This is a genomic window from Cupriavidus sp. GW821-FHT07C08, assembly GCF_059419025.1.
The window spans coordinates 23,138-47,242 of sequence record NZ_JBWKQZ010000031.1; the positions used below are offsets into that span (position 1 = coordinate 23,138).

The 24,105-nt window shown below is 65.6% G+C and carries 19 protein-coding genes; 7 read left to right on the plus strand and 12 right to left on the minus strand.

Annotation, left to right across the window (positions count from 1 at the left end):
• Positions 1 to 128: 128 nt before the first annotated feature.
• The 8 genes from AC07UK_RS30205 to AC07UK_RS30240 all read right to left on the minus strand — a co-directional run bounded on the left by AC07UK_RS30205 (position 129) and on the right by AC07UK_RS30240 (position 11,863).
• Positions 129 to 1,589: an AdeC/AdeK/OprM family multidrug efflux complex outer membrane factor gene (locus AC07UK_RS30205; protein WP_436221636.1), complete on the minus strand. Its 1,461-nt coding sequence runs from the start codon at positions 1,587 to 1,589 to the stop codon at positions 129 to 131.
• Complete coding sequence (locus tag AC07UK_RS30210) at positions 1,586 to 4,747, minus strand: efflux RND transporter permease subunit (RefSeq protein ID WP_436221635.1); 3,162 nt, start codon at positions 4,745 to 4,747, stop codon at positions 1,586 to 1,588. Before AC07UK_RS30210 ends, AC07UK_RS30205 begins: the two co-directional genes overlap by 4 nt.
• Positions 4,748 to 4,774: 27 nt before the next feature.
• On the minus strand, positions 4,775 to 5,935 hold the full coding sequence (locus AC07UK_RS30215) for an efflux RND transporter periplasmic adaptor subunit (protein WP_436221634.1): 1,161 nt from the start codon (positions 5,933 to 5,935) through the stop codon (positions 4,775 to 4,777).
• 381 nt (positions 5,936 to 6,316) lie between these two features.
• Positions 6,317 to 7,477 (minus strand): hypothetical protein, encoded by a 1,161-nt coding sequence (locus AC07UK_RS30220; protein WP_035815065.1) that lies wholly within the window; start codon positions 7,475 to 7,477, stop codon positions 6,317 to 6,319.
• 102 nt (positions 7,478 to 7,579) lie between these two features.
• Complete coding sequence (locus tag AC07UK_RS30225; protein WP_494687537.1) at positions 7,580 to 9,946, minus strand: DNA polymerase II; 2,367 nt, start codon at positions 9,944 to 9,946, stop codon at positions 7,580 to 7,582.
• A gap of 92 nt (positions 9,947 to 10,038) precedes the next feature.
• Complete coding sequence (locus AC07UK_RS30230) at positions 10,039 to 10,293, minus strand: RNA-binding protein (protein WP_340527273.1); 255 nt, start codon at positions 10,291 to 10,293, stop codon at positions 10,039 to 10,041.
• Positions 10,294 to 10,373: 80 nt separating this feature from the next.
• On the minus strand, positions 10,374 to 10,865 hold the full coding sequence (locus tag AC07UK_RS30235; protein WP_436221632.1) for a VOC family protein: 492 nt from the start codon (positions 10,863 to 10,865) through the stop codon (positions 10,374 to 10,376).
• Between the two features lie 119 nt (positions 10,866 to 10,984).
• The gene (locus AC07UK_RS30240) at positions 10,985 to 11,863 is read right to left on the minus strand and encodes a LysR substrate-binding domain-containing protein (RefSeq protein WP_436221631.1); all 879 of its coding nucleotides are present in this window, start codon (positions 11,861 to 11,863) and stop codon (positions 10,985 to 10,987) included.
• A gap of 126 nt (positions 11,864 to 11,989) precedes the next feature.
• On the opposite strand from AC07UK_RS30240, the gene argH reads away from it, so the two are divergent.
• Positions 11,990 to 13,489 carry an argininosuccinate lyase gene (gene argH, locus AC07UK_RS30245; protein ID WP_494687538.1) on the plus strand — a complete coding sequence of 500 codons (1,500 nt, stop codon included), beginning with the start codon at positions 11,990 to 11,992 and terminating at the stop codon, positions 13,487 to 13,489.
• A 33-nt stretch (positions 13,490 to 13,522) separates the two neighbouring features.
• Positions 13,523 to 14,491, plus strand: a complete 969-nt coding sequence (locus tag AC07UK_RS30250) for a Bug family tripartite tricarboxylate transporter substrate binding protein (protein WP_436221629.1) — start codon at positions 13,523 to 13,525, stop codon at positions 14,489 to 14,491.
• Between the two features lie 21 nt (positions 14,492 to 14,512).
• Here AC07UK_RS30250 and AC07UK_RS30255 read toward each other — a convergent pair whose 3' ends face one another.
• The 3 genes from AC07UK_RS30255 to AC07UK_RS30265 all read right to left on the minus strand — a co-directional run bounded on the left by AC07UK_RS30255 (position 14,513) and on the right by AC07UK_RS30265 (position 17,449).
• A complete protein-coding gene (locus AC07UK_RS30255) occupies positions 14,513 to 15,118 on the minus strand; it encodes a glutathione S-transferase family protein (protein ID WP_013956641.1) in 606 nt (201 codons plus the stop codon).
• Between the two features lie 91 nt (positions 15,119 to 15,209).
• Positions 15,210 to 16,421: an aminotransferase-like domain-containing protein gene (locus AC07UK_RS30260; protein ID WP_436221628.1), complete on the minus strand. Its 1,212-nt coding sequence runs from the start codon at positions 16,419 to 16,421 to the stop codon at positions 15,210 to 15,212.
• A 35-nt stretch (positions 16,422 to 16,456) separates the two neighbouring features.
• Positions 16,457 to 17,449, minus strand: coding sequence for a Bug family tripartite tricarboxylate transporter substrate binding protein (locus tag AC07UK_RS30265; RefSeq protein WP_494687539.1), 993 nt, complete (start codon positions 17,447 to 17,449; stop codon positions 16,457 to 16,459).
• Between the two features lie 162 nt (positions 17,450 to 17,611).
• On the opposite strand from AC07UK_RS30265, the gene AC07UK_RS30270 reads away from it, so the two are divergent.
• On the plus strand, positions 17,612 to 18,541 hold the full coding sequence (locus tag AC07UK_RS30270) for a LysR substrate-binding domain-containing protein (protein ID WP_436221626.1): 930 nt from the start codon (positions 17,612 to 17,614) through the stop codon (positions 18,539 to 18,541).
• A gap of 21 nt (positions 18,542 to 18,562) precedes the next feature.
• On the opposite strand, the gene AC07UK_RS30275 is transcribed toward AC07UK_RS30270, so the two are convergent.
• The gene (locus tag AC07UK_RS30275; RefSeq protein WP_494687540.1) at positions 18,563 to 19,945 is read right to left on the minus strand and encodes an aminotransferase-like domain-containing protein; all 1,383 of its coding nucleotides are present in this window, start codon (positions 19,943 to 19,945) and stop codon (positions 18,563 to 18,565) included.
• A 167-nt stretch (positions 19,946 to 20,112) separates the two neighbouring features.
• On the opposite strand from AC07UK_RS30275, the gene cyoA reads away from it, so the two are divergent.
• Genes cyoA through cyoD form a run of 4 tightly spaced genes read left to right on the plus strand, consistent with a single transcriptional unit; the run spans position 20,113 to position 24,094 of the window.
• A complete protein-coding gene (gene cyoA, locus AC07UK_RS30280; protein ID WP_436221624.1) occupies positions 20,113 to 21,105 on the plus strand; it encodes a ubiquinol oxidase subunit II in 993 nt (330 codons plus the stop codon).
• A 2-nt stretch (positions 21,106 to 21,107) separates the two neighbouring features.
• The gene (gene cyoB / locus AC07UK_RS30285; protein WP_436221623.1) at positions 21,108 to 23,084 is read left to right on the plus strand and encodes a cytochrome o ubiquinol oxidase subunit I; all 1,977 of its coding nucleotides are present in this window, start codon (positions 21,108 to 21,110) and stop codon (positions 23,082 to 23,084) included.
• A 3-nt stretch (positions 23,085 to 23,087) separates the two neighbouring features.
• Positions 23,088 to 23,720 (plus strand): cytochrome o ubiquinol oxidase subunit III, encoded by a 633-nt coding sequence (gene cyoC, locus AC07UK_RS30290; protein ID WP_436221622.1) that lies wholly within the window; start codon positions 23,088 to 23,090, stop codon positions 23,718 to 23,720.
• Entirely contained in the window at positions 23,717 to 24,094 is a 378-nt protein-coding gene (cyoD, locus tag AC07UK_RS30295) for a cytochrome o ubiquinol oxidase subunit IV (protein WP_436221621.1), read from the plus strand. Before cyoC ends, cyoD begins: the two co-directional genes overlap by 4 nt.
• The last annotated feature ends 11 nt before the right edge of the window (positions 24,095 to 24,105 follow it).

The following is a 24,105-nucleotide window of genomic DNA, read 5'->3' on the forward strand; positions in this document are numbered from 1 at the left end:
ATCGCGCAACACTTGCCCCGCTTCCCTGGGCGCCATCGCGGGTCCGGCACCAGGATTGGCTGTGCAACGAAGCAGGCCACTGACGCTCGTGCCGATGCTCGCGCGACGGCGGCAGCCGGACTGGCGCGTCAGGCTGGTCCGGCGGCTGCCGTGGGCGTACCGGCCTTGCCGGTCTGGTCATGCCAGCCGCCGCCAAGGGCCTTGTACAGGTTGACTTCGCTGGTCAGCTGTTCGAGCCGTGCCTGGATCAGCAGTTGCTGCGCGTTGTAAAGCGAGCGCTGCGCGTCCAGCACGGCAAGGTAGCTGTCGACACCCGTGCGGTAGCGCCGGTCGGCCAGGCCATAGGCGTCCTGGGCGGCTTCCACGAAGCGGATCTGGGCCTGGAGCTGGCTGGTGTAGGTGCCGCGTGCCGCCAGCCCATCGGCGACCTCGCGGAAGGCGGTCTGCACCGTACGCTCGTACTGGGCGACGTTGACGTCCTTCTGGATTGTGGCGAAGTCCAGGCTGGCCCGCAGGCTGCCGGCGGTAAACAGCGGCAGGTTGATCCGCGGCTGGAACAGCCACGTGCCGGAGCCGGCCGCGAACAGGCCCGAAAGCTGGCTGCTGGCGGTGCCCGCCGATGCGGTCAGGCTGATACTGGGGAAGAACGCCGCACGCGCGGCGCCGATGTCGGCGTTGGCGGAGCGCAGCCGGTGCTCGGCCGCGAGCACGTCGGGACGGTTCTGCAGCAGGTCCGAGGGCAGTCCGGCCGGCACGTCGGCAAACAGCTTCTGCTCCAGCGGCAGGCCTTCCGGCAGGTCCACGGGCGGGGATGTGCCAAGCAGCAGCACCAGGGCATTCTGGTCCTGGGCAACCAGCCGGGTATAACGCGCAAGGCTCGCGCGGGCGGTTTCCACTGCGGTCTGCGCCTGGCGCAGGTCCAGCCGGGAAGCGATCCCTTCCTCGTAGCTGCGCCGGGTCAGGCCATAGCTGCGCTCGTAATTGGCCAGCGTTTCACGGGTGAGCTGCAGCAGGGCTTCATCGGCGCGCTGGGTCAGGTAGGCGCTGGCAACGCTCGCCACCAGCGAGATCTGGGCGCTGCGGCGCGCCTCGTCGCTGGCGAAATACTGCTCGAGCGCGGCTTCGCTGAGGCTGCGCAGGCGGCCGAACAGGTCGATCTCCCATGCCGTGGTGCCTATCGACACGCCGTACTGGCTGCCGATCGTCCGCTGTCCGGTGGGAGACAGGTCGGCGGGAATGCGCTGGCGCGTGCCCTGCGCGGCCACGCCGACGGCGGGAAACAGGTCGGCGCGCTGGATGCGGTACTGTGCACCGAACGCCTCCACGTTGAGGGCGGCCACGCGCAGGTCACGGTTGTTCTGCAGCGCCAGTTCGATGAAACGGCGCAGTCGCGGATCGGCGAAGAAATCGTGCCAGCCCAGCTCGACCGCGGGCACCTGGCCAGCATCGGCGGCGGCATCGGCAGGCAGGTAGGCCGGGCCCTGCGGGTAGGCCGCCTCCACCGGCGAGGCGGGCCGCTCGTATTTGGGGATCAGGCTGCAGCCGGCCAGCATGGCCATGGCGGCAGCGCAGAGCAAGGTCTTCTTCATTCCAGCGCCTCTTCTTCCAGGGAGGCCACATGCGGCCCCGGCGGCTCCGGCCTGCGCTTGCGCCCGAACATGGAGGTGACGACGACGAAAAACAACGGCACCCAGAAGATCGCCAGCACCGTGGCAGTGACCATGCCGCCGATCACGCCGGTGCCGATGGCGTGCTGGCTGCCGGCGCCGGCGCCGGTCGACACGGCCAGCGGAAACACGCCGAGCATGAAGGCCAGCGAGGTCATCACGATGGGGCGCAGGCGCATGCGGCACGCCTCCACGGTGGCCTCGACCAGGCCCCTGCCCTGTTCGTACTGGCTCCTGGCAAATTCCACGATCAGAATGGCGTTCTTGGCGGACAGGCCGATGGTGGTCAACAGGCCCACCTGGAAAAACACGTCATTGGACAAGCCACGCCCCAGCGTGGCGAGCAGTGCGCCGATCACGCCGAGCGGCACCACCAGCATCACCGAGAACGGGATCGACCAGCTCTCGTACAGCGCGGCCAGGCACAGGAACACCACCAGCAGCGAGAGCGCATAGAGCGCCGGCGCCTGCGAGCCCGACAGCCGTTCCTCATAGGACAGGCCGGTCCAGGCATAACCTACGCCCGGCGGCATCTGCTTCATGATCTCCTCGATCGCCGCCATGGCCTCGCCGGAGCTGCGCCCGGGCGCGGCCTCCCCCAGCAGTTCCACCGCCGCCACGCCGTTGTAGCGCTGCAGCTTGGGCGAGCCATAGGCCCACTTGCCGTCGGCAAAGGCGGAGAATGGCACCATCTCGCCCTTGTCGTTGCGCACGAACCACTTGTCGATATCGTCCGGATTCATCCGGGAATCCGGGCGGCCCTGCACGTAGACGCGCTTGACCCGGCCGCGGTCGATAAAGTCATTGACGTAGCTGGAACCCCACGCGATCGACACCGTGCTGTTGATGTCTGCCAGCGAAACGCGAAGCGCGCGCGCTTTTTCATCGTCGATCACCAGCTGGTACTGCGGCTGGTCATTCAGGCCATTGGGACGCACGCGCTGCAGCACCGGGCTTTGCGCGGCCAGCGCCAGGAACTTGTCACGCGCGTTCATCAGCGCCAGGTGACCAATGCCGGCCTGGTCCTGCAGGTAGAGGTCAAAGCCGATGGCATTGCCCAGTTCCTGCACCGCGGGTGGGGCGAACGCGAACGACATCGAATCGCGGAAGGTCATGAACTTGCGCTGCGCGCGCGCGGCCAGGTCAAACACGCTGGTGCTGTCCCCGCTGCGCTGCTCCCATGGCTTGAGCAGGATGAAGGCCAGGCCCGAGTTCTGGCCGCGGCCGGCAAAGTTGAAGCCGTTGACGGTGAACAGGGAGCTCACCACGCCGCCCTCCTCCTTCAGCATGTACTCCCGCATCTGGTCGAGTACCTTCTGCGTGCGCTCCGCCGTGGCGCCGGCCGGCGTCTGCACCTGGGCGTACAGCACGCCCTGGTCTTCTTCCGGCAGGAACGATGTGGGGATGCGCGTGAACAGGAAGCCCATCACCACCAGGATGGCCACGTAAATCAGCAGGAAAGGCAGGCGGCGCTTCAGGATGCCCGACACGCTGCGCTCGTAGCTTTGGACGGTCGAGTTGAATTTGCGGTTGAACCAGCCGAAGAAGCCGCCCTTGTTCTCTCCATGGTCGCCCTTTTCGATGGGCTGGAGCATGGTCGCGCACAGGGCCGGCGTCAGTATCAGCGCGACCAGCACGGACAGCACCATGGAGGAGACGATGGTGATGGAGAACTGCCGGTAGATCACGCCGGTCGAGCCGCCGAAGAACGCCATCGGCAGGAACACCGCCGAGAGCACCATGGCAATGCCCACCAGCGCGCCCTGGATCTGGCCCATGGAGCGCCGCGCGGCCTCCTTGGGCGGCAGGCCGTCCTCCGCCATCACACGCTCGACGTTCTCCACCACGACGATGGCGTCATCCACCAGCAGCCCGATGGCCAGCACCATGCCGAACATGGTCAGCGTGTTGATGGTGTAGCCGAACGCCGCCAGCACGCCGAAAGTGCCCAGCAGCACCACCGGCACGGCGATGGTGGGGATCAGCGTGGCGCGGACGTTCTGCAGGAACAGGTACATCACCAGGAACACCAGCACGATGGCTTCCATCAGCGTCTTCACCACTTCATGGATGGAGCCCGCGATCACCGGCGAGGTGTCATACGGGAACACCACCTTCATCCCGGGCGGGAAGAAAGGCTCCAGCCCGTCCAGCGTCTTGCGGATGGCGCGCACGGTCTCCAGCGCGTTGGCCCCCGCGGCCAGCCGCACGGCAATGCCCGAGGCGGCCTGGCCGTTGTATTGCGCGTTGATGTTGTAGTCTTGCCCGCCCAGGCCCACCTCCGCCACGTCCTTCAGGCGCACCTGGGAGCCGTCGGGGTTGACCTTGAGCAGGATGTTGCCGAACTGCTCGCCGGTCTGCAGCCGGGTCTTGCCGATCACGCTGGCATTGAGTTGCTGGCCCCGCACCGCAGGCAGGCCGCCCAGCTGGCCGGAGGCCACCTGGACGTTCTGCGCCCTGATGGCGCTGCTCACGTCCAGCGGCGTGAGCTGGTAGCTGTTGAGTCGGGCCGGGTCGATCCATACCCGCATCGCATACTGCGCGCCGAACACCTGGAAGTCGCCCACGCCGTAGGTGCGCGAAAGCGGGTCCTGGAGATTCGAGACGATGTAGTTCGACAGGTCTTCCCGCGTGACCTTGGGGTCAGTGGAAATCAGGCCCACGATGACCAGGAAGTTGCGCACCGACTTGGTCACGCGGATGCCTTGCTGCTGCACTTCCTGCGGCAGCAGGGGCTGCGCAAGCGCAAGCTTGTTCTGCACCTGCACCTGGGCAATATCCGGATTGGTGCCCTGCTCGAAAGTCACCGTGATCGTCATGCTGCCGTCGGCATTGCTTTCCGAGGAGATATAGCGCAGGCGGTCCAGGCCGTTGAGCTGCTGCTCGATCACCTGCACCACGGTGTCCTGCACCGTCTCGGCGGAGGCGCCGGGGTAGTTGACCGAGATCGCGATGGTGGGCGGCGCGATGGCCGGATACTGGCTGATGGGCAGCGCGCGGATCGACAGCACGCCGGCCAGCATGATGACCAGGGCGATCACCCACGCGAAGATGGGCCGATCGATAAAGAAGTTGGACATGGCTACTCCCTTGCCCTGGCAGTGCGCTCAGGGCTTGGCCGCGGTCGTGGCGGATGGGGCGGACGCGGCGGCCGCCGGCGCGCCTGCGCCGCTCCCGGCCTGGGCTACGCGCACTTTCGCGCCTGGCCGCACGAACTGCAGGCCCTCAACGATGACGCGGTCGCCAGCGCCGAGGCCCTCGGAAACCAGCCACTTGTCGCCAACGGCGCGGTCGGTGCGGATCTGGCGCAGTTCCACCTCGTCCCTGGCATTGACCACCAGCGCCGTGGCCTGGCCCTTGAGGTCGCGCGTCACACCCTGCTGGGGCACGAGCAGGGCATTGGTCTTCACGCCTTCACGCAGGCGGGCATGGACGAACATGCCCGGCAACAGATCATGGCGCGGGTTGGGAAACACCGCGCGCAGCGTCACCGAGCCGGTGCCCTGGTCCACGGCCACTTCGGAGAACTCCAGGCGGCCGGTTTCGGGATAGCGGGTACCGTCTTCCAGCACCAGGCTGACCTGGGCCGCGTTGACGCCGGCACTTTGCAGCGCACCATTGGCCAGTTCGCGCCGCAGCCGCAGCAGGGAGGCAGAGGGCTGGGTCACGTCGACGTAGATCGGGTCGAGCTGCTGCACCACCGACAGCGCGGTAGCCTGGCCGTTGGTGACCAGCGCACCTTCCGTCACATTCGAGCGCCCGATGCGCCCGGAAATCGGCGACAGCACCTTGGTATAGCGCAGGTTGATCTCGGCGCGGTCCACCGCAGCCTGCGCCTGCAGCCAGGCGGCCCTGGCCTCGTCGTACTGCTGCTTGCTGACGGCCTCGTCACCAACCAGGCGCCCATACCGCTCTGCCAGCAGGCGGGTGGATTCCAGCGTCGCCCTGGCGCTCTTGTAGGTGGCCTGGTAGGTGGACGGGTCAATCTGGTAGAGCTGCTGGCCCTGCGTGACGTCGCTGCCCTCCTTGAACAGGCGGCGCAGGATGATGCCGTCCACCTGCGGCCTGACTTCGGCAATGCGGAACGCCGTGGTGCGCCCGGGCAGTTCGGTATCGAGCGTCAGCTGCTCGGTCTTGAGCGTGACCACGCTCACTTGCGGTGGCGGCGGGGCCGCGGCCTCTTTCTTGTTACCGCATGCGGCAAGCATTGACATGGCGATGGCCAGCGTGACCGGAACCCAGGCGCTGCAGCCGCGTGATCGTTGCATTGCGATTTCCTGCGTAAGAATCAAGGCCGAGTCAAAATGTCACCGGCAAGCCGGTTGACCTGTGCCAGAGCGGAACAGCGGGACGAAGCAAGGGCCATGCCCGCCGTTGCGCCAGCGCCAATTGCAGAAGACGTAGCCGAGAAAGTCTATCCCGACTCGAAGAAATGGTTCGGCCGATTATCGGCTACCCATATTTCAAGAACTTACATCGCGATCCGGCGTGAGCCGCGCAACCCGGGGCGCGCGCCAATGCCCCGGCGCCCTGACAGAACACACGCCGGCACAGCGCATGGCTGCACAGCGAAGACCACGTGCGACCTGTTGCCGATGGGTTCAAGCGCGTGGCGAGCTGAGTCGGGGCGCATCGCTTTACCGCGTTCTTCAGGATGTCAGGTCCTTGGCGCGGAGCCAGCTCAGCCACGCTTGATCTTCGATCTCGTATGAGCCTCGCGACTCTTTCCATACGATCTCGCGCTCACGAAGGGCGTCAATTGCATTCTGCACCGTCCCGGCGCTGACACTCACGTGATGCGGCACCAGGGCCTTGTATGCGGACATTGCGCTCTCTCCGAAGGGGGAGAACTGACCATCCTTGCCAGCCATGACACGCACCACCGCCTGCTGCAGCGGGGACAACGAGGTGAAGTCGCTTTCGACGTCATGCCACAAGCGTTCCTGGACCAGCGTCGCGTCATCCTTGAGCCGGGTACTGAGGTTTGGCGATTCGTTCGCCAGTGCGATCGTGCCGATCAGGTGGCGCAGCATCTCCGGGCGATGCCCGACCATCACGAAGGCTTCGTAGACCGCCTCCGGCTCAAGCTGATTGCCGGTGGCGAGCGCCCGGTTCACGCTCCTGGTGAATTCGTCGGTGAAGTTTCGATCGAGCAGCGGGAACGGCGTCACCTGGGAGCCGTAGAACGGCATGCGCGAATTCATGACGAGGTGCGCGAGTTTGTCCCGGCTTGAGCCGGTGAAGACCAGCATGAGGTCCGGGGCCTTGCCCGACACGTTCATCGCGTCGCGCGCCGCCTTCAGGCCGAACATCGCCTCCACCCCCTTCTCCGTGGTCAGAGCATGCTGGGCTTCGTCAACGATCAGGAGAACCGGTTTGTCGGCAGCCTTGCGCAGCGCCTCAAGGGTCTGCGTGAGCGTGACGCCCGCTGGCAATCCCGTGGCGCCGAGATCCAACCCAAGGGTGCCCATCACGGTGACCCTGGTGAGGCCGACAGCCTTTGCGGCTTTGCTCACGACGCCGGCGTGATCGGCAATCTTGTGCTTGATGGCGTCGGCGATCAGCTCGCCGGGGTCATGCGCCTTGTTCGACCATAAGTCGACATACACCGTGACCCAGCCGCGCTGCCCGGCGGCCGGCACAAGATCCTCGCGCAGGAACGTGGACTTCCCGACCCGACGCGGCGCCGCCAGGAACAAGCCCGAGCGGGCATCCTGGATTCCCTCCCCGGCCAGGGCAGCGCAGAAACTTGCCGCCAGCGCGGGCCGGCGGAAGGTGTAACGTTCGGAGGCGGCGGACGGATCGGACATGGGGACTTCCGGTTGCGATTATCAGCATTTATCCTATCGGGATAAATTATCCCTGGCAAATAAATTATGATAAATGCGCAATGATGCACATCCACAGCCGGGCTATCGCGGAAACAGCGCCATCTGGCCAGCCAACAGCGTCTGGAAATCGTCGTCCAGGAACGGCAGGATCGCATCGGCAATCGGCTGGAGCTGCCTGGTGACGTAATGGCTGTAGTCGACCGGTGCCGAGCGGGTCTCAAGTGGCTCCGGCCCCGCCACTGTCATTACATAGCTGATCCAGCCGCCATGCTGATACTGGAGCGGGCGCCCCTGGCGCTCGTTATAGGCATCGGCGATGCGGGCGGCCCGCACGTGTGGCGGCACGTTGCGCTGGTAATCATCGAGCTTGCGGCGCAGCCGCTTGCGGTAGACCAGTTGCTCGTCGAGCTCGCCGGCCAGGGTGCGGCGCACGATGTCCCGCACATAATCCGCGTACGGCTCGCGGTTGAAGATCTTTTCGTAAAGGGTCTGCTGGAACCGCTGGGCGAGCGGCGACCAATCCGTACGCACCGTCTCAAGCCCCTTGAACACCATCTCGACCTTCCCGTCAGGCCGTTCCACCTGGCCGGCATAGCGCTTCTTGCTGCCAAGGTCCGTGCCGCGGATGGTCGGCATCAGGAAGCGCCGGAAGTGCGTTTCGAACTGGAGTTCCAGCGCGCTTTCCAGTCCATAGGTCTGGCCGAGGTGATCGCGCCACCAGTCGTTGACGTAGGCGACCAGGCTGCGGCCGATCTGGTTGGCATCGGCTTCCGTTCGCGCGCGGCGCAGCCAGACGAATGTGGAATCCGTGTCGCCATAGATCACCTCATAGCCGCGGGCCTCGATCAGCGCGCGGGTCTGTCGCATGATCTCGTGCCCGCGCATGGTGATCGACGACGCCAGCCGCGCATCGAAGAACCGGCAGCCGCTGGACCCGAGCACGCCGTAGAACGCGTTCATGATGATCTTGAGCGCCTGCGAGAGCGGCTTGTTCCGGTCACGCTTGGCGGCCTCGCGGCCTTGCCAGACCCTGGCGACGATCGCCGGCAGGCAGTGCTTGGTCCGGGAAAACCGCGCACCGCGGAAACCAGGCACCGAATCGGCGTCATCCGGATGCGCCAGGCCTTCGACCAGGCCGATCGGGTCGATCAGGAAGGTGCGGATGATCGACGGGTAGAGGCTCTTGTAGTCCAGCACAAGCACCGATTCGTAGAGCCCCGGCCGCGAGTCCATGACGAAGCCGCCGGGGCTGGCCTCGGGTGCCTTCTCGCCGAGGTTGGGCGCGACATACCCCTGGCGGTGCATCAGCGGCATGTAGAGATGCGTGAAGGCGGCGACCGAGCCGCCGCTCCGGTCGGCCGGCAGGCCCGTGACCGTGGCGCGCTCCAGCAGGAACGGCAACAGCTCCGTGTTTTCGAAGATCCGCGTCACCAGTTCGCAATCGCGCAGGTTATAGCGGGCCAGCGCCGGCTTGTCCTGCTCGAACATGCGGTCGATGGCGTCCATGCGGTCGTACGGGTTGTCCACCGCCTTGCCCTCGCCGAGCAGCGTCTGCGCCACCGATTCCAGGCTGAACGACGGGAAGCTCCACGTGGCGGAACGCAGCGCCTCGATGCCGTCGATGATCAACCGGCCTGGTGCGCTGGCGAAATAGTGCTGCTGGGCGTTGTGCTCGCGCCATTCCATCTCGGCGCCGCCGCGGCCGAGGCGCAGCGGGATCTGGAACTTGCGTGCATGCTCTTGCAACACGCGCAGGTCGAACTGGACCAGATTCCAGCCGATGATCGCGTCGGGATCGTGATCGGCCAGCCACTGGTTCAACTGCTCCAGCAACTCGGGCCGTGTGTCGCAGTATGCGAGCGAGAAATCGACGTCGGCGGGCATCTGCGGCGCCGCGCCCAGCACGTAGACCTGGCGCTGACCGCAGCCTTCGAGCGCAATCGAATAGAGTTCGCCGAACGCGTTGGTCTCGATATCGAGCGAGACCAGGCGCAGCGCGGGCCGGTAGTCCACCGACGGCTTCATCTGGGCCTTGCGCAGCGCGCCGCGGGCATCCGGCTCGCCGTCGAACCAGACCGGGGCGGTGATGAAACGCTCCATCAGGTAGCGCTCGGGCGGGCGGATATCGGCTTCGTAGACATCCACGCCGGCGTCGCGCAATGAGCGGCTGAGCTGGATCAGTTGCCGATGCTGGCGGCAGTACAGGCCCAGTACGGGCCGGCGCTGGAAATCCTGGAGCTTGAGCGGGCGCAGCTCGACATCGCGCTCGCGGCACAGCAGCGCCTCGGCACGCTCACGCTGCGATTCGGGGATAAACGCGACTGACGGCTGACAGGACAGGTGCAGGTGGCGCGGACCATCGTCGGTCGCCAGCCAGAATTCGACTTCGGTGCCGGCCGGCGTATCGCGCCAGTGTCGGGTCAGGATAAAACCCTGCTGAAGTGCCACGTTAGGAACTTTGGGAAACGGCTACCGGTCAGGATTCTAGCGGATGGGGCCGGATGCGTGAGCCGCGTAGGCCACCCCGAGGCAGCTTCGGCTCACGCAAAGCGGTCATGCAGGATAGAGGCGGTCAATTCGCGCTTCTTCCAGTACATATGGTGGATACGCTCCTGCAATTTCCCCAGCACCATCGGGTCCAGGCTGCCATAGGTTAGCAGCACGGCAGGCTGCGAGCCATCGCCTTCCTCATGCTCGAGGCTGTCGAACGGGGGAAACCCATACTTTTCCAGGAAGGCCGCGATTTCCTCGTCCGAGGTGCCAGGTTCGATGTTGCCTAGCAGCAAACGACTCATGATTGTCTCTCCCGGTCGATGGAAAAGCGGCCCTGCCCCAGTCCCCATTGAGGTTGGCACTGAGACCCGCTACCTCAATTCTAGGATGGGCTTTTGCCCTGCCGTGCCGCCTCGATCGCGGCGATGTCGATTTTTCTCATCGTCATCATGGCGTCAAATGCGCGCTTGGCCGCCGCGCGGTCGGGGTCGGTGATCGCCGCGGTGAGCGCGCGCGGGGTGATCTGCCATGACAGTCCCCACCGGTCCTTGCACCAGCCGCATTCGCTTTCCTGGCCGCCATTGCCGACGATCGCATTCCACAAGCGGTCGGTTTCGGCCTGGTCGTCCGTCGCAATCTGAAAAGAGAAGGCTTCGTTGTGCTTGAAATGCGGGCCGCCGTTCAGCCCGAGGCAGGGAATGCCGGCAACGGTGAACTCGACCGTCAGGACATCGCCCTGCTTGCCGTCGGGATAGTCGCCCGGCGCACGGTGGACGGCGCTGACCGCGCTGTCGGGGAATGTTTCGGCATAGAAGTTTGCGGCATCAAGGGCGTCGTGGTCGTACCACAAGCAGATTGTGTTCTTGCTTTGCATGATGTGTCTCCTGGAGAGTCGAGCACCGGGAATCCGCCACCGGGGCTCCAATGTCTCATATTCCGGTGGCGGGCGCAGGCTGCGCAAAGGGTGGACTGAGGAGCCGCCAGTGGCCTCTGTCACATGGACTTGAAGGCGGCTCGCATGCAGGAGACAAAGTCATTGACGTGCGTGTCGCGTGGCGCCAGTTTCGCGCGCAGCATGTAGCTCCTGAACGGGATTTCCGGCTTGAACGGGATTGCCACGACGCCCGGGAACTTCATCGTCCGGCTGACGATGGGATTCACCAGGCTTACCCCCAGACCTTCGCTGACCATCCTGCAGATCGTCGCCGCGAAGGGGGTTTCAAGCGCCATGATCCGGGCCCCGTCGCTGAAGGCGGCATCGATTGCGCGCCTTGACATGCTGCCGCTGGGCAGGGAAATGAAGCGCTCGCCGGTCAGATCCTGCGGAACGAGCCGCTTCTTCCTCGCCAGCCGGTGGCCTGCCGGCACGACACAAACCGCGCTTTCGGTGTGTATGACGGACGCCACGACCCCCGGCTTATCGGCAATGTTGGAGACGAAACCGATGTCGCAGTGCTGGGTGGCGATCCAGTTCGCGATGACGGGGGACTCGCTGGTGTCGACGACAATGCGGACCAGGGGGTACTTTTCGCTGAACATCCGGACCGCCAGCGGGAGCACGCTCAGCGATATCGACGCGGCAGCCGCCACACGCAGCGTTCCGACGCCGGCGTCGCGGATGGCCCGCGCGGATTCGCCCAAGCTGTCCAGCCCTACGAAGGCGCGCTCCACTTCCTTGAACAGCGCCTCGGCCCCTTTGGTCGCCACCACTCGTCCGGGCAGCCGGTCGAACAGCTCGAAGCCAAGCTCCGCTTCGAGCTTGCCGATGACGCGGCTCACGTTTGGCTGGGACGTGTGCAACTGCTGCGCGGCAACTGTCATGGAGCCAGTCAGCATGACGGCCCGGAAGGTCTCGATCTGCTTGAAGTTCATGCCTGCAATGGTAACGCCTCTTCAGCACCCCCATATCAAAAATGCATGCCGACCACCAAACCTGTCATTTGACCGGTATGCCATCGGCCTCCGATACTCAATTCACCACAGAACGTATCGGAAATCATGGAATCGAAAGTCAGCCGCCGGCTCAAGGAGCCGCTTGCACAAGAAATCTGCGAGCACATTTACGGTCCGCGCCTTGCGCGTGACTTCTCCAGGCAATTCGCCTACCTCACCGAGGTGAACCAGGCACACCTGCTGATGCTGCACAAGACCGGCCTGGTGTCACCAGAGATCGCCAGGAAGCTGGCCAGCGGCCTGCAGCAGATGGAAAATGAAGGCCCCGGCGCGGTGACCCTCGATCCCGCCAAGGAAGACCCTTATTTCAACTACGAAGCCAGGCTGATGACGGTGACCAGCCGGGACATCGGCGGGCGGCTGCACATGGCGCGCAGCAGGAACGACATTGCGGCCACCATTGACCGGATGCGCGCCCGCACCATCGTTCTCGACACCATTGAGGCGCTGGGCAGGCTGCGCAAGGTGGCGCTGCAACGCGCCAGCGAATTCGCCGATGCCGTCATGCCGGGATACACGCACCTGCAGCCTGCGCAGCCAATCACCTTCGGCTTCTACCTGAGCGCCGTGTCCGAGGCCCTGGGCCGGGACATGGACCGGCTCCATGCGGCATTGCCGAGGATCGACGCCATGCCGCTGGGTGCAGGAGCGCTGGCCGGCACGCGCTTCCCGATCGACAGGCAAGTCACGGCGGACGGGCTTGGCTTCGGCTCGCTGGTGCACAACACGCTGGATGCGGTCGCGTCGCGCGACTTCGCCTGGGAGGCGATGTCCGCCATGGCCATCATCGCGCTGACGTGGGGCCGGGTCGCACAGGACTTCTACGTGTGGTCCACGCCCGAGTTTGGCCTCCTTGCTTTTTCCGACCGGGTGGCAAGCACCTCGAGCATCATGCCGCAGAAGAAGAATCCTGCAGTGCTGGAGTACTTGCGTGGCAAGAGCGCCCATATCGTTGGCCTGTTGACGACGTCCCTGGTAACCGTCAAGGGAACGCACTTCACGCACACCGGCGACAGCAGCCGGGAGAGCATCCGCAGCTTCTGGGAATGCGGCGAGGAAACCGCGCGCTGCCTGTCCCTGTTCGAGTTGATCCTCGGCAGCGTGGAGCCGAGGCTGCCGAACATGCTGCAGCGCGTCAGCCTCGACTTTTCCGTGGCGACGGACCTGGCCGATGGGCTTGTGGCCGAGGCCGGACTGTCGTTCCGGGACGCTCACCACGTTGTGGGCGGACTGGTGCGCATGGCACTCGATTCTGGCCAATCCGCAGGCGAGCTGACCAGCGCCATGCTGGACCGTGCCGCGGTGGACGTGATCGGGCGGGCAATCGAATGGCCCGAGCACAAGCTGCGGCAGTACCTGGATCCCGTTGAGAGCGTCAACGCGCGCGGCAACGGCGGTCCGGCGCCGTCGGAGGTCACCCTCGCCATCCAGCGGCAACGCGGCCACGTTGACACCGTGCTGGCTTCGGTGAAGACCACCCGAGCGCGCCTCGATGCAGCGCGCGATCGTATGAAGCGTGACATCGCCGCATTGGCAGCCGCCTGATTCACCAACCCGTCTTCCTATCGCCAACGAACCATGAAGCTCATCGCCAAGTTCCTGATTGCGGCACTTACCGCTGCCTGCGTTACCCCTGGCGCCTCCGCCGCGTACCCGGACAAGCCGATCCGCCTTATCGTCCCGTTCGCGGCGGGAGGCACCGTGAACCTCATTGGCCGTGTGCTGGCACAACGTCTCTCGGAGACCCTGGGCCAGCAGGTCGTTGTGGAGAACAAGCCCGGCGCGGGCGGCACGCTGGGCGCGGACGTGGTCGCCAAGTCGCCGGCTGACGGCTATACGCTCCTGCTCGCGTCGTCAAGCCACCAGTCCATCCACCCGCTCATCTACAAGAAGCTGCCCTACGACGCGAACAAGGACTTTGTCCAGGTGGCGCTGTTCGCGGCCGTGCCCAACGTGCTCGTGGTCTCGAACAAGGTCCCGGCGAAGACTGTCAAGGAGTTCATCGCCTATTCCAGATCGGGCGGCAAGACACTGTTCATGGGCTCCGCCGGCAACGGCAGCGTCAACCAGATGGTCGGCGAACTCTTCCAGCACAAAACCGGCACCAGTTTCGAGCATGTGCCGTTCAAGGGCGCGGGCCCTGCGACAGTCGACCTCCTGTCGGGGCAGATCGACCTGATGTTCGTGAACTTGCCTAACGTCTTGCCGCACATCCAGAGCGGGAAGATGCGCGCCCTCGCGGTCGCGAGCGCGCGACGGGCCGCTTCGCTGCCGGACGTGCCGACCATGGCGGAAGCTGGCATCCCTGACTTCGTGGTCGACTCCTGGTCCGGCGTGCTGGCGCCAGCGGGAACGCCCAAGGCTGTGATCGACAAGCTCTCGCTTCAGATCAACAAGATCGCGAAGGAGAAGTCGACTGCCGACAGTCTCGCTGCCCAAGGGGCGATCCCGCTACCCGGCACCAGTGCCGACTATGCCAACCTGGTGCGCTTCGAGACCCAGCGCTGGGGCGAGGTGATCAGGAAGGCGAACATTGCGCTGGACTGAGGCCGCAGGACAGGCCGCGTCTCACCGGGCCTGCGCCGCGCGCACGAACGCGTCGCGCGCAGTGATCCGCTTGACGTAGTCCTGGATGCACGGGCTCTCGCTGATGCGTGGCGCACCGAATCGCCCCGCCCATGCCAGCGAGGCACCGAGATAGACGTCCGCTGCGCTGAAGGTTGCGCCGAGCACGAAGGGGCCGGGAGTCAGGGCTTTCTCGATGGTGTCGATCACATCGTCATAGTCGCTCCAGCCGACCGCCTGCTTCGGCAGCGGCGCCTCTTTGCGCATCATCCGGTCAGTCAGCGCGGGTTCGAAGCAACTGCCGCAGAAGAACAGCCACCGCAGCACCGTGCCGCGCGCGGACGAGCCTGCGGGCGGCATCAACCCGGCCTGCGGAAAGGCATCTGCAAGCCAGGCGATGATCGCGCCGTTCTCGGTCAGGACCGTGCCGTCCTGCAAGACCAGCGTTGGAATCTTCCCCATCGGATTGATCGCCAGGAACTCCGGCGAGCGGCTCTCGCCCTTGGTGAAATCGATGTGCTGCAGCTTGTAGTCAGCCCCGACCTCCTCCAGCATCCAGCGCGCCACCGAGGCGCGGCTTTGGGGGTTGTAGTAGAGCGTCATGGTCATACCGTCCTCCTGCCGCGTTCGGCCGTGTGGTTTCGACCGCAGCAGGATAGCATCCGCCGGCTGCCACAAACCGCTTCCGTTGTGGAAGCCCTCATCCGGCCCGCGCAACCGCCCGCGCGAGCCGTGCGACGCCCTCCCCGATCTGGGTCAGGTTCGTGCTCGCGAACGACAGCCGGAATGCGGCGCGCTGGCGCCGCTCCACATAGAATCCGGCACCCGGGACGAACAGCACCTTTTCCGCGATCGCGTGCGGCAGCAGTGCGGCAGCATCGTCGATGCCATCCAGCGCGGCCCAGAGGAACATTCCTCCCGCCGGAGATGCGAAGCGGATGCGGTCGCCAAAGGCCTGGCGCAGCGCCGCCGCGAGCTGGTCGCGCTTGTCACGATAGGCCGCTACTTCCCGCGCGACCTGTGCCGGCAGCCGGCCCGCTTCCAGATACTGCGCCGCGGCCAGCTGGATCCATGGCGGTGTGCACAGGTCGGATACCTGCTTGGCAATCACCGCGCGGCGCACGATCCCGGGCGCGGCGACCATCCAGCCGATCCTCAGGCCGGGGGCCAGCGTCTTCGACAGGCTGGCCAGGTGCACGAGCCACGGCCGCGCCTCGGGTACCGACGCGCACAGCGCCAGCAGCGAAGGCGGCGGCGCGCCATCGAAGCTCAGCGCCCCGTAGGGATCGTCCTCGACCAGCACCACGCGGTGCCGCGCCACCAGCGTCAGCAGCTGCAGCCGGCGAGCGGACGACAGCGTTGCGCCGGTGGGGTTGGCGAAGGTTGGCACCGTATAGATCAGTCGGGGCCGCAAGGATGGGTCGGCCAGCATGGCTTCGAGGGCAGCCACGTCCATGCCGTCGTGATCAGACGGCACGCCGCGTATGTCGGCGCCGGCCAGCCGCAAGGCCTGCAGCGTCGCGGAATAGGTCGGCTCCTCGACCAGCACCACGCTGCCGGGCTCGACCAGCGCACGCACGAGGAAATCGAAGCCCTGCTGCGAGCCGCTGGTCACGAGCAGTTCGTCCTGGGCCACCGGCGCGCCGCGCCCGGCCATCAACGACGCCAGCGCCTGGCGCAGCGCCGGCGCGCCTTCGGTGGCACCGTACTGCAGGCATTCGGCGGGCCGCTCGCGCAGCACCGTCGCCGACGCCGCGCCAATGCCGTCGACATCGAACAGCGTCGCGCACGGGTAGCCGCCGGCGAACGAGATCATCCCGGGGTCGGACAGGTACTTGAACAGTTCCCGGATCGGCGAGCCTGCCGGGTCGCGCAGCGCGGGAACGAAGGGATAAACGGCGTCGGAAATCATGAGCGGAGGCAGAGCGTGCTGGACATGGGCGTGCTTCAGTCCACCGAGGCACCGGACAGGCGGACGATCTCACCCCACTTCTGGCGGTCCTTCTTCAACACGTCGGCAAACGCCTCCGGCGAGCTGGGTGCGGGCTCCGCGCCCAGCTCGCGCATTCTTGCCTGCACGCCCGGCTCGCTGAGCACGCGCGTCAGGTCCTGGCTGATTTTCTGCGCCACCGCGGTGGGCACCCCGCGCGGCGCAAGCAGGCCGAACCATGGGCTGGCATCAAAGCCGGGGACGGGGCCCGCGGCGGCGACCGTCGGCACATTCGGAAGCGCCGACGAGCGCGCCGGCGTGGTCACGGCCAGCGGCTTGAGCTTGCCCGAGCGGATAAACGGCAGCGACGCCGGCAGGTTGTCGAACATCACGTCGACGCTGCCGCCCATCAGGTCAGAGATGGCCGGGCTGCTGCCCTTGTAGGCGACGTGGCTCATCTCCGTGCCGGTCATGCGCTGGAACAGCTCGCCCGCGAGGTGCGTGGACGTGCCGTTTCCGGCCGACGCCATGTTGACGCGCTTCGGATTGGCTTTCAGGTAGGCGATGAACTCGGGCAGCGTCTGCACGCGCGCGCGTTCCGCAAACGACGGTGAGAGCACCACCACGTTGGGTACGCGCGCCACCATCGCGACCGGCGCGAAATCGGCGTCGGCATCATAGGGCAGCTTCTTGTACAACGCCGGGTTGATGCCGAACTCGCCCACCGAGCCCATCAGCAAGGTGTAGCCGTCCGCCGTGGACTTGGCCGCCGTGCCGGTGCCGACGATGCCGCCCGCGCCAGGGCGGTTGTCGACCACCACCGACTGCTTCCATTGCGTGGCAAGTTGCTCACCGATCAGCCGGGCCACCATGTCAGTGGTGCCGCCCGGCGGGTACGGCACGATGATGCGCACCGGCTTGGCCGGGAACTCGAGCGCGCCGGCAATGCCGGGCATGGTCGCGCCGAATGCAAGGGCGCCGGCGGCGAGCGCGCTGAACAAGTGTTTCATGCAGTCTCCTGTCTACCTGATGGTTGTCGTTATGAGGTTGTCGCGATGACGATGCCGGGAAGAGGCGGCAACGCAAGGATCGAATGATTTCTCATCAACTCCAAGCTTTCAAGCGAGATTTCCGTATAAGATGATGACCTAAAATCATCAACTCAGCCCCCGATGCGGCAACGACTCCCCAGCCTGTCCAGCCTGCGCGCCTTCGAGGCCGCCGCGCTGCACCTGAACCTGCGCCGCGCGGCGGCGGACCTGTTTATCACCGAGAGCGCGGTGTCGCGCCAGATTGCGTCGCTGGAGGGGCTGCTGGGCGTGCAGCTGTTCCACCGCGCCAACCAGCGCATCACGCTGACGGCGGCCGGCACGCTCTACAGCGGGCAGGTGCGGGAGTTGCTGCGCAAGCTGCAGCGCGACACGCTCGACCTGATGGCGCACGAGGGCGCGGGCGGCACCGTCGAGCTGGCCTGCGTGCCCACGCTGGCGGTCGAGTGGCTGATACCGCGGCTGCCGGCCTTCTATGCGCGCCATCCGGGGATCGTCGTCAATATCAGCGCGCAGTCAGACATCTTCCTGTTCGACGGCACGCCCTACGACGCGGCGATTCACTTTGGCGAGGCCGTCTATCCCGGCGCGCGTGCCGACCGGATGTTCGACGAAGAGTCGGTGGCGGTCTGCCATCCGGACTTCTTCGGCGGCAAAAAGCGGATCAGCCCGCAGGACATCGCCCTTTCACCGCTGCTGCACCTCGCCACGCGCATTCTCGGCTGGAAGCAATGGATGGAAGCGGCCGGCATCGACGACGTCAACGCCATGCGCGGAGCACGCTTCGACCACCACTCCATGGTCATCGCCGCCGCACGCACCGGGCTGGGCGTTGGTCTGGTGCCGCGCTTCCTCGTGGGGGAATACCTGGCAAACCGCCAACTGGTCATGCCCGTCGCCCATTCGCAGCGCTCCACGAGCGCGTATCACCTGGTCTCGCCGGATACGCGGCCGATGAGTGAGGCGATGCAGCGGCTACGCGAGTGGCTGCTGGAAGCCGCGGGCGAGTTTGCGACAAAACAGTCTGCGCCTGCGGACGATGCTGGTAAGTAGTACACCGACGTACGCCGCAACTCACACCACCATTTCCAGACCCGGCGTCGGCCGGCGTTCCAGCAATGCGGCCAGCCGGCGCAGCGCAGCCGATAACTGCGCGCGGTCCTCCACGCCACCGAGCGAGATACGGATGGCATTCGGCGCGTTGGGCCCCTCCCAGAATGCGTCAGACGGCGTCACGCGCAGGTCCTCCGCCAGCGCGGCCCGGGTGAGCTGCTGCGCCGACCAGTGCTCGGGCAAGCGATGCCATGCGTGGATGGCGCTGGGCGGGAGCTGGCCGATCCCGCTCAGCCATCGGCTTGCCAGCGCGCATCTGGCCAACGCTTCGGTCCTGATGCCGTCGAGCAGCTGCATGGCCGAGCCATCGTGGATCCATTGGGTCGCCAGGGCGGCGGTCATCGGTGCCGCCATCAGGGCGAAGGCCCGCAGCGATGCCAGCAGATCGTCGCCGCGCCTGCCCTCGGGCAGCCTGACATAGGCAGTACGCAGCCCCGGACTGAGCGTCTTGGACAGGGTCGAGACATAGTACGTGCGCTCGGGAGCGAAGCTGGACAGCGGCGGCGGCGCTGACGGCGTCAGCAGCCAGTAGGGATCGTCCTCCAGCAAGGTGACATCACAGTGCGCCGCGGCCCTGGCAATCGCCTCCCTGCGTGAGGCCGGCATGGTGTGCGTAGTGGGATTCTGGGCTGTCGGATTGAGGTAGGCCAGCGTTGCACCATCGGCGCGGGCTGCCTCGAGGGCGTCGGGGAGCATCCCGTCGGCATCGACCTGCGCGATGATCACACGCCGCCCGAGTTGTGCCGCGGCCGCGCGAATGCCGGGGTAGGCCAGCGGCTCGCTCACGATCGCATCGCCCGGCCGGGTCCGGGCCAGGATCACGGCGGCCAGCGCAGCCTGGGCGCCTGGGCACACCACCAGCCGCGCAGTGGCGATGGGCCCGAATATCTGCGCGAGCCAGAGCGCTCCGGCCGACCGGTCGGCAGCACTGCCGCCGCCGAGCTGGTAGGTCATCAGCAGGTGCGGGTCGCTATGCAGCAGCACCTGCGACAGGCCGCGCCGCAACAGGTCCTGGAAATCCAGCCCCGCCGGTGGCGGCGGCACGTTCATGCTCATGTCGATCACCCGCGCCAGCTCCGCCCGCGGCGCGGCAATGAAGGTGCCGAGTGCCCCGCGGGCATCGATCAGATGGCGGCGCTTGGCCTCGTTGTAGGCACGCGTGACGGTGGTCAGGTCCACGCGGAGGGTCTTGGCCAGGCTGCGCTGTGGCGGCACGCGGTCGCCGGCTACCAGGCGGCCTTCGCCAATCGCCCGCTCGATAAAGTCCACGATCTGCAAGTAGCGCGCACCGCCACCGATTGTGATCTCAAGATCCCATTTAGCACTGACATCGCTTCCTTGCATGGATTTCGTCCCGTAGATTTCTTCGATGTATGGGTTTTGTCTTGCATTAGCATGCCAGACATCACCGAGGGAATCCATACAAACCACGCCCGCGCGGGGCTGAGCCAGCACTCGAATCGGAGCGCGTGGCCGGGAGCCTTCGGTGATCCGTAACCAAGGTGTCCGAAATGCTCAAACCTATTGCCGGGCCGGCAGGCAAGAATCGACAAGGCCCGCTCCCCCGCCCATCCCCCGGCCCGCAGCGCCGCCTTCCCACACTGTTGCTGTGCGCCTGCCTGAGCGCGCTGCTGAGCGGCTGCAACCTGGAACTGCTCAACCCCAAGGGCAGCATCGGGGAACAGGAAAAGTCACTGATCCTGGTCTCCCTGTTCGTCATGCTGATGGTCGTCATCCCCGTGATCGTCCTGACGCTGTGGTTCGCCTGGCGCTACCGTGAAACCAATACGAGCGCCACCTATGCCCCCAAATGGGCGCATTCCACCAAGATCGAGGTCGTGGTCTGGGGCATCCCCTGCGTGATCGTGGCCTGCCTGGCGGTGCTGATCTGGGACTCGACGCACAAGCTCGATCCCTATCGGCCGCTGGAATCGCAGGTCAAGCCGATCCAGGTCGATGTGATCGCGCTGAACTGGAAATGGCTGTTCATTTATCCGGAATACGGCGTCGCGTCGCTGAACCAGCTTGCGATCCCGGTCGGCACGCCGGTCAATTTCCGGCTGACCGCGGAATCGATGATGAACTCGTTCTTCATCCCGCAGCTCGGCAGCATGGTCTACGCCATGGCGGGCATGCAGACGCGCCTGCACCTGATCGCCGACACCCCCGGCGTCTATCTCGGCCAGTCCGCCGCCTACAGCGGCCCCGGCTTCTCGGACATGCATTTCAAGACCCTGGCCACCTCGCGCGAGGAGTTCGATGCCTGGATCCAGGCTGCCCGCGCTTCGTCCCAGGCGCTCGACCTGAAGACCTACCGCACGCTTGAACTGCCCAGCAGCAAGGACCCCGTGACACTGTACGCCGCCGTCGCGCCGAAGCTGTTCGACCAGGTCGTCGACAAATACATGCTGGCAAACGGCCAGATCTGCCGCGCGGACACCCCGGAATCTCTGCAGGCCTTCCAGCGCGTCCCGTCGGCGCCCGCTGGCCGCATGGAGCAATAAGAATGCTTGGAAAACTCAACCTGGACGCCATCCCTCTGCATGAGCCGATCATCATGGGGACGCTGGCCGTCGTGATCGTGCTGGGCATCGCACTGATGGGCGCCATCACGTACTACGGCAAGTGGAAGACCCTCTGGAACGACTGGATCTGCTCGGTCGACCACAAGAAGGTCGGCGTGATGTACATCATTCTGGCGCTGGTGATGCTGCTGCGCGGCTTTGCCGATGCCATCATGATGCGCGCCCAGCAGGCAATCGCGTACGGCGATGCCGCGGGCTACCTGCCGCCGCACCACTACGACCAGATCTTCACGGCGCACGGCGTGATCATGATCTTCTTTGTCGCGACGCCGCTGGTGCTCGGCCTGATGAACGTGATCGTGCCGCTGCAGATCGGCGCGCGCGACGTTGCCTTCCCGTTCGTCAATTCGCTGAGCTTCTGGATGTCGGCGATGGGCGCGGTGCTGGTGATGATGTCGATGTTCGTCGGCGACTTCGCCGCGACCGGCTGGGTCGCCTACCCGCCGTTGTCCGAGCTCGGCTACAGCCCCACGCCAGGGGTTGACTACTACATCTGGTCACTGCAGATATCCGGGCTTGGCACCACACTGACGGGCATCAACTTCATCGTCACGATCCTGCGCATGCGCGCGCCGGGCCTGAACCTGATGAAGATGCCGGTGTTCACCTGGACCGCCCTGATCACCAACATCCTGATCGTGGCGATCTTCCCGGTACTGACCGCCACGCTCGCCCTGCTCACCGCCGACCGCTACCTCGGCATGCATTTCTTCACCAACGAGCTCGGCGGCAACGCCATGATGTACGTGAACCTGATCTGGATCTGGGGCCACCCGGAGGTCTACGTGCTGATCCTGCCGGCGTTCGGCGCCTTCTCCGAGATCATCGCCACGTTCTCGCGCAAGCCCCTGTTCGGTTACAAGTCGATGGTGTACGCCACCTCCTCGATCGGCGTGCTGTCGTTCTTCGTCTGGCTGCACCACTTCTTCACCATGGGCTCCGGCGCGAACGTCAATGCCTTCTTCGGCATCATGACCTCGATCATCTCGATCCCCACCGGCGTGAAGCTGTTCAACTGGCTGTTCACCATGTACCGGGGCCGGATCCGCTTCCATACCTCGACCATGTGGACCATCGGCTTTATGGTGACGTTCGCGGTCGGCGGCATGACCGGCGTGCTGCTCGCCATTCCCGGGGCCGATTTCGTGCTGCACAACAGCCTGTTCCTGGTCGCGCACTTCCATAACGTGATCATCGGCGGCGTGCTGTTCGGCTGCCTGGCCGCGATCACCTTCTGGTTCCCGAAAGTGTTCGGCTTCACGCTGAACGAGTTCTGGGGCAAGGTGTCGTTCTGGTGCTGGCTGACCGGCTTCTTCCTGGCCTTCATGCCGCTCTACGTGCTCGGCTTCAAGGGCATGACCCGCCGGATGAACCACTATGCCAATGTCGACTGGCATCCCTACCTGGTGGTGGCGCTGGTGGGTGCCTTCGTCATCGGCGCCGGCATCCTGGCGATGATCGTGCAGTTCGCGGTCAGTATCCGCGACCGCAAGCAGAACCAGGACCTGACCGGCGACCCGTGGGATGGCCGCAGCCTGGAATGGTCGACCGCCTCGCCCGCGCCCTTCTACAACTTCGCCCACGTGCCGCATATCACCTCGCTGGAACAGCACTGGGACGACAAGGAAGCCGGGCGCGCATGGCGCCAGCCGGCCCGTTACGAAGACATCCACATGCCCCGCAACACCTCGGCAGGCTTCATCGTGTCGGCGTTCGGGCTGCTGTGCTGCTTCGCGCTGGTCTGGCACATGTGGCTTATCGCCGCCGTCGGCCTGGTCGGTGCCATCGCGACCTTCATCGTGCGCAGCTATGACCGCGACGTTGACTACTACGTGCCAGCCGCCGAAGTCGAGCGGATCGAGCGCGCGCGCTATGCACAACTGCAGGAAGCTGCCTGAACCATGACTCCGACTCTCTCCCCTACCCTGCACCATCCCGGGCACGAGGCGGCCCACGACGCGACGCACCACCATCACGAAGCCGGCGCGCACACTCCGCTGGGGTTCTGGCTCTACCTGATGAGCGACTGCCTGATCTTCGCGGTGTTGTTCGCCACCTTCGGCGTGCTGTCCGGCAACACGGCCGGCGGCCCCGGCGGGCGGCAACTGTTCGAGCTGCCGTTCGTGTTCGCCGAGACCATGGTGCTGCTGCTGAGCAGCTATACCTTCGGCCTGGCCATGCTCCGGCAGGGCGCCGATGACGCGCCGCGGATGATCCGCTGGCTGGCGGTGACCTTCGCGCTCGGCGCACTGTTCATCGCCATGGAGGTCTACGAGTTCGCGCACCTGTTGCATGAGGGTGCGGGCCCCGGCGTCAGCGCCTACCTGTCGGCCTTCTTCACGCTGGTCGGCACGCACGGGCTGCATGTCACGTCGGGCCTGCTGTGGCTGGCGGTGATGATCCACCAGATCAGGCATTTCGGGCTGGACGATATCGTGCGCCGCCGCCTGGCCTGCCTGAGCCTGTTCTGGCACTTCCTGGACCTGGTCTGGATCTGTGTCTTCACCTTCGTCTATCTGCGGGAGTTCGCATGAAATCGTCCCATCTTCATTCGGTGCATGCGGACCAGACGGCCGCGCACGGCAGCGTGCGCAGCTACACCATCGGACTGCTGCTGTCGGTCGCGCTGACGATGGCGTCGTTTGCGGCAGTGATGACCGGATCCCTGCCAACGCAGGCCGCGATCGCGCTGGTCGTGGGCCTTTGTGTCGCGCAACTGCTGGTGCAGCTGGTGTACTTCCTGCACCTGGGCACCGGTCCCGGCCAGCGCGGCAACACCGCCATCTTTGTCTGTACCGGCTTCCTGATCGTCATCGTCGTGGCCGGCTCGCTGTGGGTGATGCACAACGCCGATATCAACATGATGCCGACCGACATGTCCATCGAACGGGCACGTGCAAAAGACTAGCGCTCGCGCGC

Bases quoted from the DNA above. Each gene is read 5' to 3' on its own strand.
- AC07UK_RS30215 (WP_436221634.1), bottom strand. From the start codon at position 5,935: ATGCAACGATCACGCGGCTGCAGCGCCTGGGTTCCGGTCACGCTGGCC.
- AC07UK_RS30265 (WP_494687539.1), bottom strand. From the start codon at position 17,449: ATGAAACACTTGTTCAGCGCGCTCGCCGCCGGCGCCCTTGCATTCGGC.
- cyoB (WP_436221623.1), top strand. From the start codon at position 21,108: ATGCTTGGAAAACTCAACCTGGACGCCATCCCTCTGCATGAGCCGATC.
- cyoC (WP_436221622.1), top strand. From the start codon at position 23,088: ATGACTCCGACTCTCTCCCCTACCCTGCACCATCCCGGGCACGAGGCG.
- AC07UK_RS30255 (WP_013956641.1), bottom strand. From the start codon at position 15,118: ATGACCATGACGCTCTACTACAACCCCCAAAGCCGCGCCTCGGTGGCG.
- AC07UK_RS30240 (WP_436221631.1), bottom strand. From the start codon at position 11,863: ATGAACTTCAAGCAGATCGAGACCTTCCGGGCCGTCATGCTGACTGGC.
- AC07UK_RS30220 (WP_035815065.1), bottom strand. From the start codon at position 7,477: ATGTCCGATCCGTCCGCCGCCTCCGAACGTTACACCTTCCGCCGGCCC.
- AC07UK_RS30270 (WP_436221626.1), top strand. From the start codon at position 17,612: ATGCGGCAACGACTCCCCAGCCTGTCCAGCCTGCGCGCCTTCGAGGCC.
- AC07UK_RS30210 (WP_436221635.1), bottom strand. From the start codon at position 4,747: ATGTCCAACTTCTTTATCGATCGGCCCATCTTCGCGTGGGTGATCGCC.
- AC07UK_RS30260 (WP_436221628.1), bottom strand. From the start codon at position 16,421: ATGATTTCCGACGCCGTTTATCCCTTCGTTCCCGCGCTGCGCGACCCG.
- AC07UK_RS30250 (WP_436221629.1), top strand. From the start codon at position 13,523: ATGAAGCTCATCGCCAAGTTCCTGATTGCGGCACTTACCGCTGCCTGC.
- AC07UK_RS30275 (WP_494687540.1), bottom strand. From the start codon at position 19,945: ATGCAAGGAAGCGATGTCAGTGCTAAATGGGATCTTGAGATCACAATC.
- AC07UK_RS30205 (WP_436221636.1), bottom strand. From the start codon at position 1,589: ATGAAGAAGACCTTGCTCTGCGCTGCCGCCATGGCCATGCTGGCCGGC.
- AC07UK_RS30230 (WP_340527273.1), bottom strand. From the start codon at position 10,293: ATGAGTCGTTTGCTGCTAGGCAACATCGAACCTGGCACCTCGGACGAG.
- cyoA (WP_436221624.1), top strand. From the start codon at position 20,113: ATGCTCAAACCTATTGCCGGGCCGGCAGGCAAGAATCGACAAGGCCCG.
- argH (WP_494687538.1), top strand. From the start codon at position 11,990: ATGGAATCGAAAGTCAGCCGCCGGCTCAAGGAGCCGCTTGCACAAGAA.
- AC07UK_RS30235 (WP_436221632.1), bottom strand. From the start codon at position 10,865: ATGCAAAGCAAGAACACAATCTGCTTGTGGTACGACCACGACGCCCTT.
- cyoD (WP_436221621.1), top strand. From the start codon at position 23,717: ATGAAATCGTCCCATCTTCATTCGGTGCATGCGGACCAGACGGCCGCG.